Genomic DNA, 19,690 nt, shown 5'->3' on the forward strand with positions numbered 1-19,690 from the left:
ACCCGCACGGCCTGCTCAGCTCGCCCCGGGCTGCACACCCCCGTCTGCCCGGGTCTGTCTCCGGCCGCCAACAGCGGCTGTCGCAGTAGGAGTACGAGTGAGACGCACCAGCCCCCTCAGATCCCCCCGCACCGCGAACCGGCTCTCCTCCAGGGCGACCGCGGCCGGCGCACTGGTCGCCGCCGCCGCACTCCTGGTGGTCGGCGTCCAGACGGTTCCGGCCGCCGCGAAGCCCGCGCCCCCGAGCCCCAGCCCCCTGCGCACCAGCGCACTCGAGGCGGAGCTCACCCCCGCCCAGCGCACGGCGCTGATCAGGAGCGCGACTCAGAAGACCGGACAGACCGCCACCACCCTGGGCCTGGGCGCCAAGGAGAAGCTGGTCGTCAAGGACGTCGCCAAGGACAACGACGGCACGCTGCACACGCGGTACGAGCGCACCTGGGCCGGTCTGCCGGTCCTCGGCGGCGACGTCGTGGTGCACACCCCGCCCGCCTCACAGGCCTCGGGCACGGTGAGCAGCACCTTCAACACCAGGCAGACCATCAAGGTCGCGTCCACCACCCCGGCATTCAGCAAGTCGGCCGCCGAGACCAGGGCGCTCGGCGCCGCCAAGGCCCTGGACGCCGAAAAGGCCACCACCGACAGCGCCCGCAAGGTGATCTGGGCCGGCAGCGGCACCCCCAAGCTCGCCTGGGAGACGGTGATCGGCGGTCTCCAGGACGACGGCACGCCCAGCAGGCTGCACGTCATCACCGACGCCACCACCGGCGCGAAGCTCTACCAGTTCCAGGACATCAAGACCGGTACCGGCAACAGCCAGTACAGCGGAACCGTCACCATCGGCACCACGCTGTCCGGTTCGACGTACCAGCTCAACGACACCACACGCGGCACCCACAAGACGTACAGCCTGAACAACGGCACGTCCGGCACCGGCACCCTGATGACCGACGCCGACGACACCTGGGGCACCGGGGCCGGCTCCAACACCCAGACCGCCGGTGTCGACGCCCACTTCGGCGCCCAGGTCACCTGGGACTTCTACAAGAACACCTTCGGCCGCAGCGGCATCAAGAACGACGGTGTCGCGGCCTACTCGCGCGTCCACTACAGCACCGCGTACGTCAACGCGTTCTGGGACGACGACTGCTTCTGCATGACGTACGGCGACGGCACGAGCAGCACCCACGCGCTCACCTCGCTGGACGTGGCCGGCCACGAGATGTCGCACGGCGTCACCTCCAACACCGCGAACCTCAACTACACCGGTGAGTCTGGCGGGTTGAACGAGGCGACCTCCGACATCTTCGGCACCGGCGTGGAGTTCTACGCCAACAACAGCACCGACGTCGGCGACTACCTCATCGGCGAGAAGATCAACATCAACGGCGACGGCACGCCGCTGCGTTACATGGACGAGCCCGACAAGGACGGCGGCTCCGCCGACAGTTGGTACTCCGGCGTCGGCAACCTGGACGTCCACTACTCCTCGGGCCCGGCGAACCACATGTTCTACCTGCTCTCCGAGGGCAGCGGCTCCAAGACCATCAACGGCGTCACCTACAACAGCCCGACCTCCGACGGTGTCGCCGTCGCGGGCATCGGCCGGGCCGCCGCCCTGCAGATCTGGTACAAGGCGCTGACGACGTACATGACGTCAAGCACCACGTACGCCCAGGCCCGCACCGCCGCGCTGAACGCCGCCGGGGCGCTCTACGGCACCAGCTCCACCCAGTACGCCGGGGTCGGCAACGCCTTCGCCGGTATCAACGTCGGCAGCCACATCACCGTGCCGACGACGGGCGTCTCGGTCACCAACCCGGGCAGCCAGTCCTCCACCGTCGGCACCGCGGTCAGCCTCCAGGTCGCGGCCAGCAGCACCAACGGCGGCACGCTGACCTACGCGGCGACCGGTCTGCCGACCGGCCTGTCGATCAGCTCCACCGGCGCCATCTCCGGCACCCCGACCACGGCCGGCACCTACAGCACCACGGTCACGGCGACCGACAGCACGGGTGCCAGCGGTACGGCGTCCTTCACCTGGACGGTCAGTTCGACCGGCGGCGGCTCCTGCACCTCGGCGCAGCTGCTCGGCAACGCCGGCTTCGAGTCGGGTGCCACCACCTGGACCGCCACCAGCGGGGTCATCACCACCTCCAGCAGCCAGGCCGCCCGCACCGGCTCCTACAAGGCCTGGCTGGACGGCTACGGATCGACGCACACCGACACGCTGTCCCAGTCGGTGACGATCCCGAGCGGCTGCACGGGCACCACGTTCACGTTCTACCTGCACGTCGACACGGCCGAGACCTCCACCAGCTCTCAGTACGACAAGCTGACGGTCGCCGCCGGTTCGACGACTCTGGCCACCTACTCCAACCTGAACGCGGCCAGCGGGTACGTGGCGAAGTCGCTCAGCCTGTCGGCCTACGCGGGCACCACCGTCACGCTGAAGTTCACCGGTGTCGAGGACTCCTCGCTCCAGACGAGCTTCGTCATCGACGACACGGCGGTCACGACCAAGTGACCCCGTAGGACCGGCCCTTCGGGGCCGGTCCGGTAGGCCGTACGACAGACAGCGGCATCCGGCGTGGGGAGCGCCGGGTGCCGCTCCGTCGTCGTACGGCGGCGGCTCAGACCTCCGGGTTGCCCCGCATGTCCCGCTCCATCGCGAGCAGTTGGTCGTTGGGGACGGCGCCGCCGAAGCGGCGGTCGCGTGAGGCGAACTCGACGCACGCCCGCCACAGGTCCCGCCGGTCGAAGTCGGGCCACAGCACGTTCTGGAAGACCATCTCGGCGTAGGCGCTCTGCCAGAGAAGGTAGTTGGAGGTGCGCTGCTCGCCGCTCGGCCGCAGGAACAGGTCCACGTCCGGCATGTCCGGGTAGTAGAGGTACTGCGCGAAGGTCTTCTCACTGACCTTCGCGGGGTCGAGCCGGCCGGCCCTGATGTCCTCCGCCATGGCCTGCGCGGCGTCGGTGATCTCGGCACGCCCGCCGTAGTTCATGCAGAAGTACAGCGTCAGCCGGTCGTTGTCCTTGGTCTGCTCCTGAGAGATCTGGAGCTCCTTGGCCACCGATTTCCACAGCTTGGGCATCCGGCCCACCCAGCGGACCCGGATGCCGAGTTCGTCGAGCTGGTCGCGGGTCTTGCGGATGAAGTCGCGGTTGAAGTTCATCAGGAAGCGCACCTCGTCGGGCGACCGCTTCCAGTTCTCGGTGGAGAAGGCGTACAGCGAGATGGCACCGACCCCCACCTCGACCGCGCCCTGAAGCACGTCGAGGACGCGCTCGGCGCCGACCTTGTGCCCCTCGGTGCGCGGCAGCCCGCGCTCCTTGGCCCAGCGGCCGTTGCCGTCCATGACGATCGCCACATGGTTCGGCACCAGCTCGCCGGGGAGCTTCGGCGCACGGGCACCGGACGGGTGCGGTTCCGGCGTCTTGTACTCGCGGCGCTGGCGTCCCAGGATCCCGCGTACGGCCATGTGCTTCTCGTTTCCTTGATTCTTGCTATTTCTCTACGTAACGCAGTGAGCGAAGGCCCCGTTCCAGATGCCAGTGCAGGTAGGCCGACACCAGCCCGCTGCCCTCCCGGACATGCCTCGGCTCGGAAGCGTCCGCCGTCTCCCAGTCTCCCGTCAGCAGCGCGCCGAGCAGCTCGAGGGCCTCCGCCGAGGGTACGACGCTTCCGGGCACCCGGCAGTCGACGCAGACGGAACCTCCCGCAGCGACTGAGAAGAACCGATTCGGCCCCGGCATCCCACACTTCGCGCAGGCGCTGAAACTGGGCGCGTAGCCGTTCACCGCGAGGGAGCGCAGCAGGAAGGCGTCGAGCACGAGGTGCGGCTGGTGCTCACCCCGGGCGAGGGTGCGCAGCCCGCCGACCAGCAGCAGATACTGCTGCACCGCCGGCTCCCCCTCGTGGTCGGTGAACCGCTCGGCGGTCTCCAGCATGGCCGTCCCGGCGGTGTACCGCGGATAGTCGGTCACGATCCCGCCACCGTACGGAGCGATCGTCTCGCTCTGTGTGCACAGCGGCAGCCCCCGCCCGATCAGCTCGCTCCCCCGCGCGAAGAACTGCACGTCCACGTGCGAGAACGGCTCCAGCCGCGCCCCGAACTTCGACTTGGTCCGCCGCACCCCCCGCGCCACGGCGCGTACGCGACCGTGACCGCGGGTGAGCAGGGTGATGATGCGGTCCGCTTCACCCAGCTTCTGGGTGCGCAGCACGATGCCGTCGTCGCGGAACAGACTCATGGGGTCCATTCTCGCCTACGACACCCGCTCCCCGGGCCGACTGTCCCGAAGGCCCCGCGGCCCGCCCGCCTCCCGCCCGACTCAGGGGACCTCACCGCGGCTGCGTGCGTTGGCATACGCCGTCGCCGCGCTGAGCCGCTCCGCCGTGGTGGCTCCCCGGACGGCGTCCGGCTCGCAGTCCCACTCCCTGCCGCCGCCGTACGGTCTCAGCTGCACGTACGGCCCCTCGCACCCCATGACCATCCCGACCCTTCCGGTCCGTGTGTCCACCGCGTACGTGCCGATCACCGGATCCATCGGTGTCACCGCCTTCACCGCCTTCACCGCAGGGCTGCCGCGAGCCGGGCCGCGAGCTCGACGGAACAGCCGCCCAATTCGATCCGCGGACAGGGCGCCTCTCGCGCCAGACTCGCCGGGTCGATCCTCAGTGACGGCAGCGTAATTCCGGCACTCGCGAGCGCCTTTCGCAATTCCTTCACCATTTCCTCCGCTTCTTCGACACACCGCGCCGAGTGTTGTGCCTTCACCCTGCTCCCCTGTCTTTTCGACTTTCACTCATCGCATCTCCAGGATGAGGGTCCGTGCCTACACTCGGCAGGAGTCTCTCCTCTACAAGAGCGGCGCAGCGTAAGGGGGTTGGCCTGTGGCCAACGGTTCGCGGCAGGCAGCGTGGGAGTTCTTCGGCACGGAGCTGAAACGACGCCGGGAGGAAGCGGGTTTCTCCCAGGTGGAGTTGGGCCTCCGGGTATTCGTCTCCGGCGGCTACATCGGGCAGTTCGAACAGGCCATTCGGAAACCGCAGTTGGATGTCGCCCAGCGGATCGACGAGCTACTGCGAACCGGCGGTTTTTTCGAGCGGACCTGGCGAAAGCTGATTGACGACAAGCGGTACGCGGACTATTTCGCGGAGGTTGTGGAGCTGGAGCGGACGGCGACGAAGATTGCGGAGTTCGCGCCCACGCTGGTGCCGGGGTTGTTGCAGACGGCGGCGTACACCCGGGCGGTGACACTCGCGAGCAACCCGTTCGCCACCGACGCCCACATCGAGGAAAAGGTGCAGGCTCGCATCGAGCGAGCGCAGATTCTGGCGGACGCTGCACGCCCCGTGTATTGGGTGATCCTCCACGAACATGTCCTGCGCATTCCGGTCGGCAGCGGAGCCGAGATGGCTCAGCAGTTGGATCACATCGCGGGACTGGTGCGAGAGCGGAAGGTTCTGGTGCAGGTGCTGCCGACCTCGGTCGGGGCGTACCCCCTCATGGGCCGGATGGTCAGGCTCTTCGAGTTCGAGGACGCGCCGCCAACTTCCTATACAGAGGCCGTGTATTCGGGGAACCTGCTCGACGATCCGGCCCTGGTTAAGCGTGCGCAGGGAGCATACGATCTGCTCAGGGCCGCCGCGCTGCCGCCGGAGGCGTCCCTGACCCTGATCGAATCGGCGGCGGAGGACTTCAGACGATGCGCGAATACGACCTGAGCCTCGCCCGCTGGCGCAAGAGCACCTACAGCGACGACAACGGCGGCGACTGCGTCGAAGTAGCCGACGGAGTCCCCGGTGTCGTCCCCGTCCGGGACAGCAAGGTCGCGGACGGTCCCGTTCTGATGGTCGGTCCGGTCGCCTGGGCGGAGTTCATCGGGGCCGTGCGGGGCTGAAGGGGTGCGGGCAGAACGACGAACGTCCGGGTCGGCCCACGAGGGCCGGCCCGGACGTTTTACTCATTCAGTCGATGATCAGACCAGGTCGAACCGGTCCAGGTTCGAGACCTTGACCCACGCCGCGATGAAGTCGTTCACGAACTTCTCCTTCGCGTCGTCGCTCGCGTAGACCTCGGCGACCGCGCGCAGCTCGGAGTTGGAGCCGAAGACCAGGTCGGCACGGGTGCCGGTCCACTTGACCTGGCCCGAGGCGTCGCGGCCCTCGAAGGTGTTCTGGTCCTCGGACGTCGCCGACCACGTCGTGCCCAGTTCGAGCAGGTTGACGAAGAAGTCGTTGGTCAGGGACCCGGGGGTCGTGGTGAGGACGCCGAGCTTGGAGTCCCCGTAGTTGGCGCCCAGGACGCGCAGGCCGCCGACGAGGACCGTCAGCTCGGGCGCGCTCAGGTTCAGCAGGTTCGCCTTGTCGATCAGCAGGAACTCGGCGGGGAGGCGGTTGCCCTTGCCGAGGTAGTTGCGGAACCCGTCGGCGGTCGGCTCCAGGGCGGCGAAGGACTCGACGTCCGTCTGCTCCTGCGAGGCGTCCACGCGACCCGGCGTGAAGGGCACCTCGACGTCGTAGCCGGCGTCCTTGGCGGCCTTCTCGACGCCCGCCGCACCGGCGAGCACGATCAGGTCGGCGAGCGAGATCTGCTTGCCGCCCGCGTTGAAGGACTCCTGGATGCCCTCCAGGGTGCGCAGCACCGTGGCGAGCTGGTCGGGCTCGTTGACCTCCCAGCCGCTCTGCGGCTGGAGGCGGATGCGGGCGCCGTTGGCGCCGCCGCGCTTGTCGCTGCCGCGGAAGGACGAGGTCGCCGCCCACGTGGTGGACACGAGCTGGGAGACCGAGAGGCCCGAGGCGAGGATCTGCGCCTTGAGGGCGGCGATGTCCGCGGCGTCGACGAGCTCGTGGGTGACCGCGGGCAGCGGGTCCTGCCACAGCAGCGTCTCGCTCGGGACCTCGGAGCCGAGGTAGCGCACGATCGGGCCGAGGTCACGGTGGGTCAGCTTGAACCACGCGCGGGCGAAGGCGTCGGCGAACTCGGCGGGGTTCTCGTAGAAGCGCCGCGAGATCTCCTCGTAGGCCGGGTCGATCTTCAGCGCGAGGTCGGTGGTCAGCATCGTCGGAGCCTTGGACTTCGACGGGTCGTGGGCGTCCGGGATGGTGCCCGCGCCCGCGCCGTCCTTCGCCACCCACTGGTTGGCGCCGGCGGGGCTGGACGTCAGCTCCCACTCGTAGCCGAACAGGTTCTGGAAGAAGTAGTTGCTCCACTGGGTCGGCGTCTGCGTCCAGGTGACCTCCAGGCCACTGGTGATCGCGTCGCCGCCCTTGCCGGTGCCGTAGGTGCTCTTCCAGCCGAAGCCCTGCGCCTCGATCGGAGCGGCCTCGGGGTCGTCGCCGACGCTCTCCGCCGGGCCGGCGCCGTGGGTCTTGCCGAAGGTGTGACCGCCCGCGATCAGGGCGACCGTCTCCTCGTCGTTCATCGCCATCCGGCGGAACGTCTCACGGATGTCGCGGGCCGCGGCCAGCGGGTCCGGGTTGCCGTTCGGGCCCTCAGGGTTGACGTAGATGAGGCCCATCTGGACGGCGCCGAGCGGGTTCTCCAGCTCGCGGTCGCCGGTGTAGCGCTGGTCGTCGAGCCAGGTGGTCTCGGGACCCCAGTAGACGTCCTCGTCGGGCTCCCAGACGTCCGCACGGCCGCCGGCGAAGCCGAAGGTCTCGAAGCCCATCGACTCCAGGGCGACGTTGCCGGTGAGGATCATGAGGTCGGCCCACGAGATGTTCTGGCCGTACTTCTTCTTGACCGGCCACAGCAGACGGCGGGCCTTGTCGAGGTTGCCGTTGTCCGGCCAGCTGTTGAGGGGGGCGAAGCGCTGCTGACCGGCGCCGGCGCCGCCGCGGCCGTCGCTGATGCGGTAGGTGCCCGCGCTGTGCCAGGCCATCCGGATCATGAACGGGCCGTAGTGGCCGAAGTCGGCCGGCCACCAGTCCTGCGAGTCCGTGAGCACCGCGGCGATGTCGGCCTTCACGGCCGCCAGGTCGAGGGTCTTGAACGCGGCGGCGTAGTCGAAGTCCTCGCCGAGCGGGTTGGCCACCGCCGGGTTCTTGGCAAGGATCTTCAGGTTGAGCCGCTCCGGCCACCACTGGCGGTTTCCGCCGCCCTGGGTCGGGTGGGGGGCACGGTCGTGCGCGACCGGGCAGCCACCTCCACCCTCCGTTGTTTTGGCGTCGGTGACGATTGCGTCGTGGTTCTCAGTCATGAAAATCCTTCCGGACCTGGCGGATCACGGTGCTCAGGGGCTGCGGGCGGTGGAACGGTCTGGCGGGGGGTACGAAGTCTGTGGTGGCCGGCGGCGAAGTCGGGGGCCACGGCCTCACCGACCTGTGGCGGTTCTCACACACGACCTGAGGGGAGATATGGCTCGCGCGACCGCGCATCCCGGAGGGGATGGATCGCCTCGAAGCCGAGGTGGTCCCGTCACGTCTCTGTCTCATGCCGTACTGGAGTCTTCCTGTCCCTTGGCTATCGCCGGAACCGATCCTACGATGGACCGAGTCCAAGTCAAGAAGCGGGCCAAGCCCATATCCGGGGACCAGGGGGTCGACCGGTAAACTCCAGGCATCCCACTGAACCTGAATAGGTGAACCGATATGAGTGACCTGCTGGAGCGACTGCGAGGACGTGGCTGGCGGATGACTTCCCAGCGGCGTGTCGTTGCGGAGGTCCTCGACGGCGAACACGTACATCTCACGGCCGACGAGGTGCACGCCCGCGCGGCCCAGCGGCTGCCCGAGATCTCCCGGGCGACCGTCTACAACGCCCTGGGCGAGCTGGTCTCCCTCGGCGAGGTGCTCGAGGTCGCCACCGACGGCCGCGCCAAGCGGTACGACCCGAACGCGCACCACCCGCACCAGCACCTGGTGTGCTCGAACTGCGGCACCATCCGGGACGTCCACCCGGCCGGTAACCCCCTGGCCGACCTCCCGGCGGAGGAGCGATTCGGCTTCACGGTCTCCGAGGTCGAGGTCACCTACCGCGGGCTGTGTCCGGCCTGCGCCTGAGAAACGCTCTCGCGCCCGAGAAAGGGCTCCGGCGCCCGAGAAAGGTGTGAGGTCAGGCCGGGCGCCGGGACGATCCGCCCCGGCGCCCGGCCGTCGGCGTCACTCCGGATCCGCGGACGGTACCGGAGTCTGCACGGCGTCCCAGAGCTTGTTGAACCGCTGGATCCGCTCGTTGACGTGCTGTTCCCGCGAGTTGAGCGTGGTCCTGGCGTTCACGTGATACGGGTCCGGGTCGACCTCGTAGCACATCGTCCCGTCGAAGATGATGAAGTCGTTCGTCGTACCGCGCCGGATGTTCGGCGACAGGTCGGACAGCACCACCACCCTGACGTCGATGTCGAGTTCCTCCTGCTCGCGACGGAGCTGGGTCAGGTCGTCGATGTCCTCGCGCTTCTCCACGATGAACAGCCGCCTGACCTTGACCCCCCGCAGCTCGATCGCGTCACGCTGCGCCAGCAGATAGCGGCCCGCGGGCTCGCTGCTCCAGAAGTCCCGGTCGACGGAGGTGCTGATGGCGTCGATGGTCTGCTGCGCGCACTTGGTGAGGCCCAGCAGCCAGTCGTTGTTCTCCCCCGGGCAGTCGGCACTCCGGTCGGTGAGGTCGTCCATCAGTGCCGCGAGGCGGCTGATCTCCCCACGGGCGAAGGTGCGCATGATCTCGGGAGCCATCGCGACGACCTTCGTCGCGCTGCTGGCCAGCTGGGGCACGCCGTCCTTGCGTAACACCTCGACCTCGCTGAACAGTTCGGTGGCCTCGCTGATCCGGGCGAAGCTCTTGTCGATCACCTCCCTCATCTCGTTGTTGTGCCGGGCCAGGTCCGCCTTCAGGTCGGTCAGCTGCTGCGCGAAGGTGAACATGTACTGGACGATCAGCACCGCCCCGCTGACGAGGACGGACAGGACCAGTTTCCACACCTCGTTCTGTTCCGGCTTGAGCACGTTGGTGAGCACGTAGACGACGCCGCCCACCACGACCGTGATCATGAGCTTCTGGAACAACCGCGATGAGTCAGGGCTGCCTGTCGGCTGCGCGCCCTGGGTCTGGGTGACTTGTGATGCGCTGCTCATCTCTTCCCCCCGTTGGGATTCCGCTTCGGGACCTCGTCGAGGTCCGGTGGTCGTTCTGTTCTCAGCGTGGCGCCAGTGCCGCGCGCAGCAATGGGACGGCCTGCACGGCCAGTTGGTCCCGGATGCGCTGTACCAGCGTGTTCCACTGCCGGCTGAAACCCGGTTCCCGTTCCAGCACGTCCCACAGCGGAGCCAGCACGTGGTGCACCCGCGCCCCTGGCATCCACAGGTGCAGCAGATGCTCGACGGCGGGGCGCAGCGCCAGTGCGGCGTCCGCCCCGTCCGCCGATCCGGGCCGGCTGCCGTCGAGCAGCCGTACGACGGTCGTCAACAGCCAGTCGTGCAGGGCGAGGTCCTCGCACAGCCCCGCCACGGCGGCCGGTTCCACACCCTCCGGGACCCTCAGCCGTACGGTCCGCAGCTCGTCCTCGGCCAGCGTGAACCGTTCGATGGAGGCGCCCTCGGCGTCCGCGGCGGGCAGCGCCACCCAACGCAGGCGGGTGCGCTGGGACTTCATCGGCGTCCTGTGCACGAGCAGCTTGTGGCGCAGAAGTCGCGCGAGCAGACCCTCGGCGATCAGCCCGAGATCGAGCTCACCTCGACCACTCCCCGCCAACACCCCCTGGACCAAGGCCTCCTGGGGAAGCTTCCCCAAGGGCTCGACCACCCCGGGCCGCACGAGGTACTGGCCCCAGGGCCGCCGTTCGTCGGGTCCGGAAGCGGGGACGCGGAAATACGCGTCGGCCTGGAGGAGGCGGCCCTCGGTGAGCGCGGCACGCGCGGTCACCGTACCGACGGCGCGGACCTTGGCACCGTTGGAGGTGGGCAGCCGGCAGTCCACCCCGGTGAGTGTCTCCGGCGAGAGCGCGTACAGATTGGGCCGTTTGGAGACGAGGACCAGTTCGTCGGCCCGCAGTCTGAGGAGCTGTTCGGCGGCCCGGACGTCCAGCGGTTCGAACGTCGGCAGCAGTCCGGTGCGCACCTCTCCGCAGACGAGCACGGTGCGCGTCGCGTCCCCCGGGGTCCCCATGTCACAGCCCCGCGTAGAAGACGTACGAGACACGGTCCACTACCGACTCCGGCACCGCTGTTCCCTCCTGGGCGGACCGTGTGGCCACTTGGCGCAGTGCGCCCGGGTGTACGTCGGTCTGGTCGAGGATGACGCGCACGGCGTGCTCGACGGGCAGGAACCGGGACGGCAGGACGGAGCAGGTGCGGTAGGCGCTGAAGGCCGCGGCGGAGGCGTTGAGTTGGAGCAGGGGTGCCAACTCGTCCCATTCGCGCGGGAATTCACCCGACGGGCGGGCCCGGGGCTGGAACACGGCCTCGCCCTCGTTGCGGAGCAGGCCGAGCCGGGCCAGTTGCCAGACCGCCGCGAGGAAGGGGCAGGACCAGGTGCGGTGGCCGTCCTTGTCGTCGTCCCACAACTCGACGTCGGTGAAGACGGAGTGGCGGCGCGCCGCGGTCTCGCGGGGCGGCTGCCAGGCGGTGGCCGCCTTCATCGCCTGTGCGCCGCGCATCGCGGGGGTGCGGTCACCGTTGGCGAGCCAGCCGGTCTGGCCGACGGGCGGCCGCAGTCCGTAACTGCCGGGCGGCGGGGATTCGACCAGCCGGTTGGCCACGGATTCCGCCAGGGGGACCTTGTCCGCCACGGCGCAGCCGGACTCCCTCGCCAGGTAGTCGATGCTCAGCCCGGCCCGCTCCGCCTCGGCGAGCAGCATGGGCAGCACGTCCGCGGGTGTGGAGAAGCGGGTGAAGTAGTCGTCGATCAGGAAACAGGTGCTGATGCGGGGCCGCTTGCCGTTCGCGCGGGCGGTGGCGTCGGCGTGGACCGCGTCCACCCAGGGCCTGATCCTGTCGAAGTGCCGCCGCAGCCGCTCGGGTCCCGCCTCGAAGTCCTCCATGTACAAGTGGCCCAGCTCCAGGGAGAGATGGGACAGCGGGACGGACTCGGTGCGCGGCTCGGCGGTGGTCTCCCGGAACACGGACGCGGACGCGGAGGCTGAAGGGGAGGCGGGCGTGGAAGCGGGCTCTGTCATCGCTGCCCCCAGTACGAGTCGTCCGTCAGCCGTTGGGCGATCTCCTCCAGCTTTTCCAGGGTCTCCTTGTTGGCGATCTTGGTGGAGGTCACGTCCTCCTCGGTGATGAGCTGCTCACGCCACTGGAGAATGGGCTCCAGCGGCACGGTGCCCAGCACCACGCTGTCGCCGATCTTCCGGTCGGAGGCCAGCCTCTTGAGATTCTCGTTGCACGTCTCCATCCACGTGGCCTGGGCGGGCGACGCGTGCGACCACAGCGGCGAGTCGGGGTCGGGCACCGCGGCCCGTACGAAACGGATCGCGTCCCTGAGGAGCTCCGAGCTGTGTCCCCGGGCGGCCCCGCCCTCCAGGATGCCGTGCGCCCCGAAGGCCAGCCCGGAGGCGGCGATCACATGCTGTCGGGTCCAGCGGTGGAAGACGAGCCAGCGGGCCTCGACGCCCCGCAGCTCGGGCTGCGCCGTCGCTTCGAGCACCATGTCCATGGCGTAGCTGCGTCCGGCACTGAGGTCCACGATGATCAGGTCGAACTCGGTGTTGAGGCGCAGCATGAGGTCGACGCAGCGGCGCAGGGTGTCCTGGTCCGTGGCGAACTCGCCGCCGCTGAGATCACCCGGCATCAGCACCAGCCGGCCGGAGCCGTTGGGCCTGCTGCGCAGCACCGGGTGCTGGGTGCGGGCCCACACGTCCACCCTGACCGGCTCGCCGGTCGTTCCCTCCAGGTAGGAGTGCAGACCGTCGTGCTCGACGCCGCCCAGCGCCTCCGGGACGTCGAAGACCGCGGCGGCGGTGGGCGAGCCGAAGTCGAAGTCGACGTAGCAGACGTCGTCACCGGCGATCGCCCGCTGGTAGGCGAGGTTGGCGCTGGTGACGGAGCGGCCTGTGCCTCCCTTGTCGGAGGCGGCGAAGACGAGCACCGGTCACACCTCCTGCGCCGCGGCGTCCCTGGCCTGGGCCAGGGTGTCGAGTTCACCGAGCACGTCCAGCGTCAACGCGCAGGCGGTGCCGGGCTGTTCGTCGAGGATGCGGCGGGCGCGGCGGAGCCTGATCTCGATGCTCCTGAGCGACTTCCCCCGTTCGCTGTCGCCGGCCGTGCTGTGTTCCATCTGTTCGAAGCCGAAGAGGTGCGTCGACTCGCTCAGCAACGCCCTTGCCATGACGGTGAGTTCGGGGCTGCGGATGGGGCGCGTCTCGTAGAGCTTGCGCGCGGCGACCATGCACTCGGTGACGCGCTCGGTGATGCTCCAGGACGGCAGGGTCCCGTTCTGCGGCGCGACGGGATAGACCGCGTGCACGTTGTCCCAGAGTCCCGTGCCCTCGCCCTCCTGGATGCGTCGCTGCCAGAGGTGGTCGAGGATGTCCTCGGCGAGCTGTAACAGCCGGTCGTGCGAGGTGATGTTGCGGGACAACTCGCACAGCTGGATGGTCCGTTTGAGCAGTTGGGCGGAGAAGTCGGTCATCGTCCAGCACAGCGGCGGGCCCGCCTTGTCGCTGCCCTGGAGCGGCAGCGTGACGCCCGGGTTGTGGAGCTGGACGGCCGGGTCGTCGACGGCCAGGCGGCTGGTGATGCGGCCGCGCTCGGCCAGGCGCTCCATGACGGCGACGGTGCGGGTGAGGTCGTCGTCGGTGGCGCGGCGTCGTACCAGGTCATGGACCACGATGGCCGCGACGGACAGCGAGAAGTAGTCGGACTCCAGCCGCTGCCCCGTCGTACGCCAGGGGAGGTCCTCCAGTGGCCAGCGGTCCGCGTCGAAGCGGGCGATCCCCGACCAGTACTGCTGAGTGATCTCCCAGCGCAGCCTGAGCGCGCCGGCGAGTGTCTGCTGTTCGGGGGTGAGCAGGCCGAGGGTGAGGGAGCGGTCCGAGAACAGGTCCTGGATGCCGTCGAGGGCGACCACGGTGAAGTAGAGGTACGGCACGGAGTCGGCGATGCCGTCGGGCTGGGCGACCCGTTCGTCGGGCTCCCCGTCCGGTGTCGTGATCTGCACCCCGGGCGCGTCCTTCACCAGTCCCCAGGCCCAGCCGCACTCGAAGAGCTGGCTGTCGTCCCTGAGCCCGTCCTCGATGTCGACGCCCAGGGTGAGGCTCTCGGTGATCGTGGCGCGCAGCGGCTTGAAGCGGCGCTGGAACTGCTGGAGGACGGCCCGCTCGGACAGCCGCCCCTGGCCGACGAGCCGGCGCAGCCGCTGGCCCTGCGGGGAGTCCGGGTCGAAGACGTTGACGGCGAAGGAGCGCAGCAGGCTGACCATCGCGGCGGTCAGCCGGACGCTGGTGGCCTCCCGGAGTTCCGCGATGGACTTCTTCATGTCCGTTCGCGAGGTTTTCTCTTCGTAGATCTTAAGGAATCCGAGCGTGGCGAGACAGAGTGTGATCGACATGGAGAAGGCGTCGACAACGCCCAACTCCCCCTGCGCGTCGGTGACTTCCTCGTTCTCGTTCTGGCTGTTGAAGTAGTAGCCACCGGCGAATGTGGGCTTCCCGTCGGGTCCGGTGTGCATCTCCATGAACTGGCCGAGCACCGTGACGAGATTCCCGGGGATCTCCAGGCGTCCACCGGCCCGCTTCAGGACCTTTTCGATGTCCCGCTGGGTGGTGTCCGGCTCATCGAGTCGGAACGCGGGAATCTCGGTCGCGGGATACATGAGACACAACAGCCGCTCGGCGTCCGCGACACTGCTGCGACCTCCCCATTCCCCCCAGACCCACTTTCCGTCGTCGAATGAGTGCCTGGCAATCGCCTGCCAGATATCCAACAGGTGCTGACGTGGCTTGATCTGCATCCCCATGCCCCCTCACACAGGTAGTGCCGCCTCCGGCCAAATATGCGTGGCGAATTCAGAAGCGCTGCCGGAATACCCGATTCAGCCACCTGGAAAAAGTGGAGCGGGCGGGAGCGGTGGAATTCGACTTGCGGTGTCCGAGGGCCAGGATGATCCCTGTGTGCCCCGGGCGCACTTCGCCCAGCCGGTGGTACTTCACGTTCTCCGCGAACTCGTCGATAATTTCCGCAACCTGCAGGTCGTTGACATCACACGCCGGGAAGAAACGGTCGCCGACGTGATACCCCTTCGAGCCCTCCATGAAGGCGGCGGCGAAAGGAGCACCGGGGGCGAGAGCGCGCATGAAGCACTCGACCGCGCGCCGGAACTCCTCATGGGAACTGGACAGCGACTCGGCGACGAAGAACATCGTGCCGATCCGGTAACGCCCCTGATGCGGGCGCAGACCGAGCGGATTCCGGTCCTCCAGGCCGAACAGGTCGGCCTCCCGGACCCGAACCGCCTTGCGGAACCGCACTCTCCGGTCAGCGCCGATCCTGCCGTATGCCTCGTCCTCGTCGCACAGCAGCTTCCAGAACCTGTCCCACTCCAGATCGAAGTGGGGTTGCTGGCGCTTCAGATAGGCCACGTTCTTCGGCGACCGCTCAAGCAGGGTGATCTTGCTGCACCAAGGGAGCATGGACAGGGCCGGATACAGATTCGCCCCCGCGCCGACGTCAATACCCAGAACCGGACGATTGAAATTCACTCGAAAATGATCACAGAAGTGCCGGCCTACCAGCTCGACGATCTCCGCATCGGCGGCCAGCACATCACGGTAATTGTGATCGAAGTAAGCATCAGGATCGAAGGCATCCCAAGGCGCGTCGGCGTTGAGCATATGGAAGCCCTCGGGAGATCTCAAGTCCATCCTTCCACCGTACCGCGCCGCCGACATCCTGCACCTGCGTTCGCCATGTTGTAGCGGACCCACGACACGAAGGGAGGCAGCGGAACGAAAGGATTTTTGGTCCTGAACCGCACTTGATCGGCCGTGAGCCGCCACGGAATGCTGGTCGGGCCTCTGCTTAATCCGCCGATTGACAGGAAGCACGCCGTTCGACACGCATTCACCCATATGAGGTCAACCCACCTCGACTCTCACCAGGGGGCGGCATGACAGCTGTACCGGACGCACCGACGGGCGTTCCCGAGGACCTGCCGCTGATGAGAGGCGTGGAGCTCTCCGACCTGGAGGCCACCACCCTGCTCGACCAGGCGATCTTCGGCAGGGACTCGTACTCCTACACCGTGATGCGCCAGTTCTACGACCTCTACTCCCGGCACTTCCTCGTCGTCGACGACGGGAAGGACATCCAGGGATACGTCCTGGCCGGTACGGCGGTGGACGGCCGCAGTTGCGTGCTGGGCCTCGGCATCACCCAGGACCGGCGGAAACGCGGTCTCGGCCGGCGGCTCATGCTGGGAGTCCTGGACCTCCTGCGCGCCGACGGCGTGCACACCGTGCGGCTGTCGGTGGCCCCCGAGAACGACACCGCCATCGACCTCTACAAGTCCCTGGACTTCACCACCGAGGGAGGTCTCCAGAAGGACTACTTCGGGCCGGGCGGGGACCGCTACGTCATGCTCCGCCGGCTGTGACGGGACGCCGCGCGCAGCCCGACTGCGACCCCGGCGCGGCGCGCTCAGCCCGACTGCGACCCGGCGCGGCGCGCTCAGCCCGCGAAGCCCCGCACATACCCCCGCTGCCAAGGCGTCTCCACCGCGTGCCGGTCGTAGTTCCGCCGCACGAAGTCCACGGCCTCGTCCGCCGGGACACCGTCCAGGACCGCGAGACACGCGAGCGCGGTCCCGGTCCGCCCCCGGCCCCCGCCGCAGGCGATCTCCACCCGCTCGGCCTCCGCCCGCCGCCAGGCGTCGGCCAGCGTCGCGCGGGCATGCGCGCGATCCGTCGGCAGCCGGAAGTCCGGCCAGCGGATCCAGCACGACTCCCAGGGCACCGCGGGCGGCTGTCGGCCGAGCAGATGGACGGCGTACGAGGGGACCGGCGCCGCCGGGTCGAGCGGACGCCGCAGCGCGCGGCCCCGCACCGGGCGGCCGGAGGGGAGACACAGGACGCCCGCGCCGTCGGGGTCCCAGGGCTGGAGTTCGGCCACCGGATCAGCTCACCCCCCGCGACTCCTGCGCCGCCCGCGCCTCGACGCCCCGGAAGTGGACGGCCATCGCCCGCTGCGCGGCCTCGACGTCGTGGGCGCGCAGGGCGGTGACGATGTCGCGGTGGCGGCGGACGGTGACCTCGGGGGCCGGGTCGTCGGTCCAGCCGCGGATGCCGGAGACGCGGCGGAAGACGGTCCAGAAGGCGCCGAGGAGCTGCGGGACGAGCGCGTTGCCGAGCGAGACGTACAGCAACTCGTGGAATTCCCGGTCGAGTTCGGCGAGGGGGCCGCCCTCACGGCCCGCGCTCTCCATCCGGGCCACGACGGATTCGAGGCGGTCGAGCTCGGCTTCCGAGAGGGTGCCCGCGACCCGGCGGATCAGCCCCTCCTCCAGCACCTCGCGGACCTGGAGTATCTCGGCCAACGCGCTCGCGTCGCCGCTGGACCGGGCGAGCGTCCGGAAGGTCAGGCCGTCCACCAGCGGCGTCAGCGACGCCTCGCCGACGTACGTGCCGTAGCCGTGCCTTATGTCGACTATGTCGAGGGCCTGGAGTGCCTTGAGCGCCTCGCGGACGGAGTTGCGGCTGACGCCGAGGTCCTCCATCAGCTCCGTCTCGGTCGGCAGCGGCGCGCCGGCCCGGAGTTCACGGTCGAGGATCAGCTGCACGACCTCGTGCTGGACCTGGCCGCTCACCCGGCGCCCGGGTCTGCGCCGCTCACCGGGCTCCTCGGACATGCGCCGCATCGTACGCTCGCTGGACATCCGACGTCCCACCTCCGGGATGAAGAAACGTCAATCAGGCTTACTTCTCAGACGCTTTGGTCACACTTTTCGGTGCCATTGGTCGCACCTTTGGAACATACGCCATTCGTGTGTGTTCCCTTGACCCCCCTTACGCCCCCTCTTATGGTCGCGCTGCTCCCCTATGACGTAGGACGTCGTATCTCCCTCCGACCGGACCACTCACCGGACCGCTCACCGCATCACTCACTGGACCACTCCTCACTGGAGGAACCGTGCGCGACGTGACCCCCACTCCGGCGCCGCACCGCCGGTCGTTCCTGAAGCACACCGGCGCGCTGGGCGCGGCCGCCGTCGTCTCCTCGTCGCTGTCGGCGTGCGGGCCGGAGTCGACGAACGACACGGGTGGCGGATCGGGCGGGAACGGCACACTGACCGCCGTGATCGGCTACGGGAACGACGGCAGCTGGGATCCGACGCAGACGGCGTCCGCCTTCTCCATGGCCGCCAACAACCACATCTACGAGGGCCTGCTCGACACGGACCCGATCACCCGCGAGCCGTACCCCGCGCTCGCCACCCGGATCCCCGCCGACCTGACCGGCACCTCCTGGAAGTTCGAGCTGCGCCCGGGCGCCAGGTTCCACGACGGGAAGCCGGTCACCGCCGACGACGTGGTCTTCGTGTTCGACCGGATCCTCGACCCGAACACGCAGACCCTCGGCAAGGGATTCTTCGCGAGCTGGCTGCGCGAGGTCAGGAAGACCGACGCGATGAACGTCGAACTGGTCCTCAAGTTCCCCTTCCCCGAAGGGGTTTCGCGGCTCACCCTCGCGAAGGTCATGCCGAAGCACGTCTTCTCCCGGCCGGGCGCCTGGGACGACGCGATCCGGGGCAAGGCGATCGGCTCCGGCCCCTACCGGCAGACCGCCCACCACCCGAAGTCGAACACGACCTTCGCGGCCTTCGCCGACTACAACGGCCCGCGCAGGGCGGCCTTCAAGAAGATGAACTGGCTGACCATGGTCGACGCCGCGCCCCGCGTCGCGAAGATCTCCGGGGCGAGCGCGGGGGCGCCGATCGCGGACAACATCCCGTACGCCAACATCCAGCAGCTCAGAAAGGGCGGCATGACCGTCCAGGGCAGCGCCGGGATGAACAACCTCTTCCTGATGTTCAACACCCGGCACAAACCCTTCGACGACGTACGGGTACGGCAGGCGCTGCACTACGCCATCGACACCGACAAGATGATCGAGGTCGCCCTCAAGGGGCATGGCAGGGCGGCGAGTTCGTTCCTCAACGAGAGCAACCCGGGCTACCGGCCGGCGAAGACCGTCTACGCGTACGACCCGGTGAGGGCGAAGCGGCTGCTGGCCGAGGCCGGGGTCAGCGGGCTGAAGGTCGACATCATGGCGGTCAGCGTCAGTTGGATCGTGGACTGCCTGCCGACCATCAAGGCCTCCTGGGACGCGATCGGCGTCAGGACGACACTCGACCCGCAGGAGACCACGGCCGTCTTCACGAAGATGGACCAGAAGCAGGACTACCAGGTGGTCGCCGCGGCCTCGAACCCCAACCAGTTCGGCCTCGACGCCGACCTGATCATGCACTACAACTACGGCCCGCAGAACCTGTGGATGGGCTACGCCCGCTGGGCCGGCGACCCCGTGGCCAGGAAGCTCTTCAAGGACATGGACCAGGCGACGCGCGAGCCGGACGCCACCAGGAAGAAGACGATGATCCAGGACTACATCGACGTCGTCGCCGAACAGGCCGTGCTCTACCCGGTCGTGCACAACGAGCTGATGACGGCCTGGGACCCGAGGAAGCTGACGGGGATAAGGGCCCAGCCGTACCCCGGGATCAACCTCCTGCAAGCCAAGTGGACGTAGTGG

18 protein-coding genes are annotated in these 19,690 nt (G+C 68.6%); 6 read left to right on the forward strand and 12 right to left on the reverse strand.

From position 1 onward, the window contains the following. Positions 1-97 precede the first annotated feature (97 nt). Positions 98-2,527 carry a M4 family metallopeptidase gene (locus ACIBLC_RS05520; RefSeq protein WP_399209394.1) on the forward strand — a complete coding sequence of 810 codons (2,430 nt, stop codon included), beginning with the start codon at positions 98-100 and terminating at the stop codon, positions 2,525-2,527. A gap of 106 nt (positions 2,528-2,633) precedes the next feature. Here the strand turns inward: ACIBLC_RS05520 and ACIBLC_RS05525 are convergent, their stop codons facing one another. The 3 genes from ACIBLC_RS05525 to ACIBLC_RS05535 all read right to left on the reverse strand — a co-directional run bounded on the left by ACIBLC_RS05525 (position 2,634) and on the right by ACIBLC_RS05535 (position 4,551). Further along, positions 2,634-3,482, reverse strand: a complete 849-nt coding sequence (locus ACIBLC_RS05525) for an isoprenyl transferase (RefSeq protein ID WP_399209395.1) — start codon at positions 3,480-3,482, stop codon at positions 2,634-2,636. A gap of 25 nt (positions 3,483-3,507) precedes the next feature. Beyond that, the gene (gene recO, locus ACIBLC_RS05530) at positions 3,508-4,254 is read right to left on the reverse strand and encodes a DNA repair protein RecO (protein WP_399209396.1); all 747 of its coding nucleotides are present in this window, start codon (positions 4,252-4,254) and stop codon (positions 3,508-3,510) included. Between the two features lie 81 nt (positions 4,255-4,335). Further along, the gene (locus ACIBLC_RS05535) at positions 4,336-4,551 is read right to left on the reverse strand and encodes a hypothetical protein (protein WP_399209882.1); all 216 of its coding nucleotides are present in this window, start codon (positions 4,549-4,551) and stop codon (positions 4,336-4,338) included. Positions 4,552-4,897: 346 nt separating this feature from the next. Between ACIBLC_RS05535 and ACIBLC_RS05540 the strand changes: the two genes are divergently transcribed. Beyond that, positions 4,898-5,731, forward strand: a complete 834-nt coding sequence (locus ACIBLC_RS05540; RefSeq protein WP_399209397.1) for a Scr1 family TA system antitoxin-like transcriptional regulator — start codon at positions 4,898-4,900, stop codon at positions 5,729-5,731. After that, entirely contained in the window at positions 5,713-5,907 is a 195-nt protein-coding gene (locus ACIBLC_RS05545; RefSeq protein WP_399209398.1) for a DUF397 domain-containing protein, read from the forward strand. The genes ACIBLC_RS05540 and ACIBLC_RS05545 overlap by 19 nt, the downstream gene beginning before the upstream one ends. Positions 5,908-5,985: 78 nt before the next feature. On the opposite strand, the gene katG is transcribed toward ACIBLC_RS05545, so the two are convergent. Next, a complete protein-coding gene (katG, locus tag ACIBLC_RS05550; RefSeq protein WP_399209399.1) occupies positions 5,986-8,208 on the reverse strand; it encodes a catalase/peroxidase HPI in 2,223 nt (740 codons plus the stop codon). A 391-nt stretch (positions 8,209-8,599) separates the two neighbouring features. Between katG and ACIBLC_RS05555 the strand changes: the two genes are divergently transcribed. Beyond that, positions 8,600-9,010: a Fur family transcriptional regulator gene (locus ACIBLC_RS05555; protein ID WP_399209400.1), complete on the forward strand. Its 411-nt coding sequence runs from the start codon at positions 8,600-8,602 to the stop codon at positions 9,008-9,010. A gap of 99 nt (positions 9,011-9,109) precedes the next feature. On the opposite strand, the gene ACIBLC_RS05560 is transcribed toward ACIBLC_RS05555, so the two are convergent. The 6 genes from ACIBLC_RS05560 to ACIBLC_RS05585 form a co-directional block, all read right to left on the reverse strand. Further along, positions 9,110-10,078, reverse strand: coding sequence for a hypothetical protein (locus tag ACIBLC_RS05560; protein WP_399209401.1), 969 nt, complete (start codon positions 10,076-10,078; stop codon positions 9,110-9,112). A gap of 61 nt (positions 10,079-10,139) precedes the next feature. Then, positions 10,140-11,108, reverse strand: coding sequence for an SCO2521 family protein (locus ACIBLC_RS05565; RefSeq protein ID WP_399209402.1), 969 nt, complete (start codon positions 11,106-11,108; stop codon positions 10,140-10,142). Position 11,109: 1 nt separating this feature from the next. Continuing rightward, positions 11,110-12,117: an SCO2522 family protein gene (locus tag ACIBLC_RS05570; RefSeq protein ID WP_399209403.1), complete on the reverse strand. Its 1,008-nt coding sequence runs from the start codon at positions 12,115-12,117 to the stop codon at positions 11,110-11,112. Beyond that, positions 12,114-13,031, reverse strand: a complete 918-nt coding sequence (locus ACIBLC_RS05575) for an SCO2523 family variant P-loop protein (RefSeq protein WP_399209404.1) — start codon at positions 13,029-13,031, stop codon at positions 12,114-12,116. The genes ACIBLC_RS05570 and ACIBLC_RS05575 overlap by 4 nt, the downstream gene beginning before the upstream one ends. 3 nt (positions 13,032-13,034) lie before the next feature. Next, positions 13,035-14,894: an SCO2524 family protein gene (locus ACIBLC_RS05580; protein ID WP_399209405.1), complete on the reverse strand. Its 1,860-nt coding sequence runs from the start codon at positions 14,892-14,894 to the stop codon at positions 13,035-13,037. A 55-nt stretch (positions 14,895-14,949) separates the two neighbouring features. Next, entirely contained in the window at positions 14,950-15,804 is an 855-nt protein-coding gene (locus tag ACIBLC_RS05585; protein ID WP_399209406.1) for an SCO2525 family SAM-dependent methyltransferase, read from the reverse strand. 245 nt (positions 15,805-16,049) lie between these two features. On the opposite strand from ACIBLC_RS05585, the gene ACIBLC_RS05590 reads away from it, so the two are divergent. Then, positions 16,050-16,535 (forward strand): GNAT family N-acetyltransferase, encoded by a 486-nt coding sequence (locus ACIBLC_RS05590; RefSeq protein WP_399209407.1) that lies wholly within the window; start codon positions 16,050-16,052, stop codon positions 16,533-16,535. Between the two features lie 74 nt (positions 16,536-16,609). Here the strand turns inward: ACIBLC_RS05590 and ACIBLC_RS05595 are convergent, their stop codons facing one another. Beyond that, positions 16,610-17,050 carry a protein phosphatase gene (locus ACIBLC_RS05595; RefSeq protein WP_399209408.1) on the reverse strand — a complete coding sequence of 147 codons (441 nt, stop codon included), beginning with the start codon at positions 17,048-17,050 and terminating at the stop codon, positions 16,610-16,612. Between the two features lie 4 nt (positions 17,051-17,054). Then, entirely contained in the window at positions 17,055-17,795 is a 741-nt protein-coding gene (locus ACIBLC_RS05600) for a FadR/GntR family transcriptional regulator (protein WP_399209883.1), read from the reverse strand. A 272-nt stretch (positions 17,796-18,067) separates the two neighbouring features. Between ACIBLC_RS05600 and ACIBLC_RS05605 the strand changes: the two genes are divergently transcribed. After that, the gene (locus ACIBLC_RS05605; RefSeq protein ID WP_399209409.1) at positions 18,068-19,687 is read left to right on the forward strand and encodes an ABC transporter substrate-binding protein; all 1,620 of its coding nucleotides are present in this window, start codon (positions 18,068-18,070) and stop codon (positions 19,685-19,687) included. Positions 19,688-19,690: the final 3 nt, after the last annotated feature.

Origin of the sequence: Streptomyces sp. NPDC050535, assembly GCF_044457665.1 — a bacterium.
In the GTDB taxonomy this organism is placed as follows: Bacteria; Actinomycetota; Actinomycetes; order Streptomycetales; family Streptomycetaceae; genus Streptomyces.

What these genes read in the sequence shown, in the direction of transcription:
- ACIBLC_RS05525 (WP_399209395.1), bottom strand. Translation starts at nt 3,482, where the DNA reads ATGGCCGTACGCGGGATCCTGGGACGCCAGCGCCGCGAGTACAAGACG.
- recO (WP_399209396.1), bottom strand. Translation starts at nt 4,254, where the DNA reads ATGAGTCTGTTCCGCGACGACGGCATCGTGCTGCGCACCCAGAAGCTG.
- ACIBLC_RS05535 (WP_399209882.1), bottom strand. Translation starts at nt 4,551, where the DNA reads ATGGATCCGGTGATCGGCACGTACGCGGTGGACACACGGACCGGAAGG.
- ACIBLC_RS05545 (WP_399209398.1), top strand. Translation starts at nt 5,713, where the DNA reads ATGCGCGAATACGACCTGAGCCTCGCCCGCTGGCGCAAGAGCACCTAC.
- katG (WP_399209399.1), bottom strand. Translation starts at nt 8,208, where the DNA reads ATGACTGAGAACCACGACGCAATCGTCACCGACGCCAAAACAACGGAG.
- ACIBLC_RS05555 (WP_399209400.1), top strand. Translation starts at nt 8,600, where the DNA reads ATGAGTGACCTGCTGGAGCGACTGCGAGGACGTGGCTGGCGGATGACT.
- ACIBLC_RS05560 (WP_399209401.1), bottom strand. Translation starts at nt 10,078, where the DNA reads ATGAGCAGCGCATCACAAGTCACCCAGACCCAGGGCGCGCAGCCGACA.
- ACIBLC_RS05565 (WP_399209402.1), bottom strand. Translation starts at nt 11,108, where the DNA reads ATGGGGACCCCGGGGGACGCGACGCGCACCGTGCTCGTCTGCGGAGAG.
- ACIBLC_RS05570 (WP_399209403.1), bottom strand. Translation starts at nt 12,117, where the DNA reads ATGACAGAGCCCGCTTCCACGCCCGCCTCCCCTTCAGCCTCCGCGTCC.
- ACIBLC_RS05580 (WP_399209405.1), bottom strand. Translation starts at nt 14,894, where the DNA reads ATGCAGATCAAGCCACGTCAGCACCTGTTGGATATCTGGCAGGCGATT.
- ACIBLC_RS05585 (WP_399209406.1), bottom strand. Translation starts at nt 15,804, where the DNA reads ATGGACTTGAGATCTCCCGAGGGCTTCCATATGCTCAACGCCGACGCG.
- ACIBLC_RS05590 (WP_399209407.1), top strand. Translation starts at nt 16,050, where the DNA reads ATGACAGCTGTACCGGACGCACCGACGGGCGTTCCCGAGGACCTGCCG.
- ACIBLC_RS05600 (WP_399209883.1), bottom strand. Translation starts at nt 17,795, where the DNA reads ATGCGGCGCATGTCCGAGGAGCCCGGTGAGCGGCGCAGACCCGGGCGC.